Source organism: Intestinibacter sp., from assembly GCF_051866655.1.
GTDB lineage: Bacteria > Bacillota > Clostridia > Peptostreptococcales > Peptostreptococcaceae > Intestinibacter.
Window position 1 is genome coordinate 1 of record NZ_JBJDXL010000432.1, and the last position, 2803, is coordinate 2803.

The window sequence follows — 2803 nt, forward strand, 5'->3', positions numbered from 1 at the left end:
TTTATATAAAACTAAGCCATAAGCTACACCTGTCAAGAATGCTGTAAGTGTAAAGCCTGGGAAAAAAGAACTACTTGGGAATATCATCATTCCTAAAATATCACCTATTGCATAAGCTATACCTGCACTTAATGGTCCATACATCATCGCTATTGTTGCAATTGGTAAAAATCCAAATCCTATTCTTACGATTGGTGTATTGATTGAACAGAATCTAGTTAAAATAATCTCTAATGCTATTAATAAACTAATTTCAACTAATTTTTTTACATTATTATTTTTCATAAATTTCCTCCTATTTTAGCTAGCACACACAAATAAGTGATCTATGTGTCTGTGGAGGAGCGCAAAATATAAAAATTCTACTGTGTAATGTATTTATTTATGATAATTAATATATTCTACTTCTAACCCATTACTTTTAAATAACTTGTTTCTCTGTAAAATTGCATAAAAAACAACCTTACATCATATTAAATACTTACTTTTGCAATATATTACCAATATTAGCCTGTAATAGAATTGCATTTTTAATATAAGTGCTTTGTAAGGAATTGAACATAATACTCGATTCATTTTCCATTTTAAATCTGAAGTGCCAATATTTAGCCACGTCGATTTGTTTTTAATAATAATATGATAATACATAAAATTAGAAATCTAATTATACAAAAGTAATACTTACTAACCATAGTATATCATATAATTAACAATAAACAACCATATAAATTATTTTTTTTACTTATATTCTTTTTATTTTGTATTTTTTTTAGGTAAAATTAGTTTTTCCCTTTTCTATTTAAAGAATTGTATACAAAATATAAAAGCCACTTAAATTCTAATTGAATAAAAATTAACAATTTTTTAAGTGACTTCGTTTTATATTATCTATTTATTTCTTTTATTTGCTTTTTCTATGTTGATTCTATTTCCTTTTATTTTTACATTTTTTAATTTTTCTAGAACTTTCTTTGCATTTGCTTTAGGTACTTCAACAAATGTGTATTTATCGTATATATCTATAGTTCCAACTAATTTACCAGATATTCCAGCTTCTCCAGCTATAGCTCCAACTATGTCTTTAGCTTGTACTCTTTGGTTTCTACCTACATTTATGAATAGTCTAACCATTCCACGTTCAGCTCCAGTTGAACCTTTTTTAGATTTTTTAGATTTTCTAGCTTCTCTTCTAGATGGTTCCTCTATTATTTCTTCTTTTAGTTCTTCACCCATAGATAACTTAACTAACGCAGCAGCTACTTCTAGAGTTGATAATTGTTCCTCTTCACATAGAGCTTCTACCCAGTTAATTTGTTTTGCTAAATTACTTTCTTTTAGAACATCTTTAACTTGGTTGAAGAATGCAGCCACCTTCTTTTCTTCTACATCTGCTATAGTTGGTATACTGTGTTTTACTAATTTAGATTTAGTATATCTTTCTATATCTCTCATTTTTCTCATTTCTTTTCCATATACAAAACTGAAAGATACACCTTCTCTACCAGCACGTCCTGTTCTACCTATTCTGTGAACATAGTACTCTTCATCTTGTGGTAGGTCGTAGTTAAATACCATATCTACATCATCAACATCTATACCTCTAGCTGCAACATCTGTAGCGACTAATATATCTATAGTCCCTTGTCTAAACTTATCCATTACTATATCTCTTTGAGTTTGTTTAAGGTCACCATGTAGTGCATCTGCAAAATATCCTCTCGCTTGAAGCTCACTTACTAGCTCGTCTGAACCTCTCTTAGTGTTGCAGAATACTACAGATAGCTTTGGATTATATACGTCTATTAATCTGCATAGAACTTCTAGCTTGTTAGCTCTTCTTGTTTCTATATAGTATTGTTTTATATTTGGAACTGTAAGCTCTTTTCTTACTACTCTAATTAGCTCTGGGTCATGTTGATATAATTTAGTTAATTCTAATATTTCCTTTGGCATTGTAGCTGAGAAGAAAGTAGTTTGTCTTTCAATTGGAGTTTGATTTAAAATTAACTCGATATCTTCTCTAAATCCCATATCTAGCATTTCGTCCGCTTCATCAAGCACTACCATTTTTACATCGTTTAATTTTAAAGTTTTTCTATTTATATGGTCTATTACACGTCCTGGAGTTCCTATTACTACTTGTACTCCACTCTTTAATGCTTTTATTTGTCTGTCTATTGGTTGTCCACCGTAAACTGGTAATGTTTTTATTCCGCTCTTAAACTTACCAAGCTTTCTTATTTCCTTAGAAACTTGTATAGCAAGCTCTCTAGTTGGGCATAATACTATGGCTTGTAGATGTTTATTATTTGGATCTACCTTCTCAAGTATAGGTATACTAAATGCCGCAGTCTTCCCTGTACCTGTTTGTGCTTGTCCTATGACATCTCTCCCTGATAAAATAACTGGTATTGATTGAGCCTGTATAGGTGATGGCTCTTCAAATCCCATTTCCGCAATTGATCTTTTTATTTCATCACTAATTGATAAATCTTCAAATCTTGTTATACTCATATTAATTGTTTATTTCCTTTCCGTTTTCAAAATATCCTAACTTGTCTATTATATATTTTATTCAAATATTATGCAAACTTATTTTTGACCAAATTTAAACAATTTATACGAGCTATAAGCGCTTAGATATGTACTAATAATTTTTTGTAGATTTTATCAATTTTACAATAAACTTAAATAAGTAGAAAAATACTACAATTAAAAGTAAAACATCTAAAATTATTCCTATTGTTTTAAAAAGTAGCATTCCTCCTATACCTATTAAAACCATCAAGCTTCCATAGGTTCT

Annotated in this window: 2 protein-coding genes; both read right to left on the reverse strand. The window is 29.3% G+C overall.

Going from position 1 to position 2803, the window contains the following annotated elements:
- Positions 1-285, reverse strand: a 285-nt coding sequence (locus ACI3VO_RS13055) for a folate family ECF transporter S component (RefSeq protein WP_439758337.1), incomplete at its 3' end; no start/stop codon positions are given.
- A gap of 603 nt (positions 286-888) precedes the next feature.
- A complete protein-coding gene (locus ACI3VO_RS13060; protein ID WP_439758338.1) occupies positions 889-2514 on the reverse strand; it encodes a DEAD/DEAH box helicase in 1626 nt (541 codons plus the stop codon).
- Positions 2515-2803: the final 289 nt, after the last annotated feature.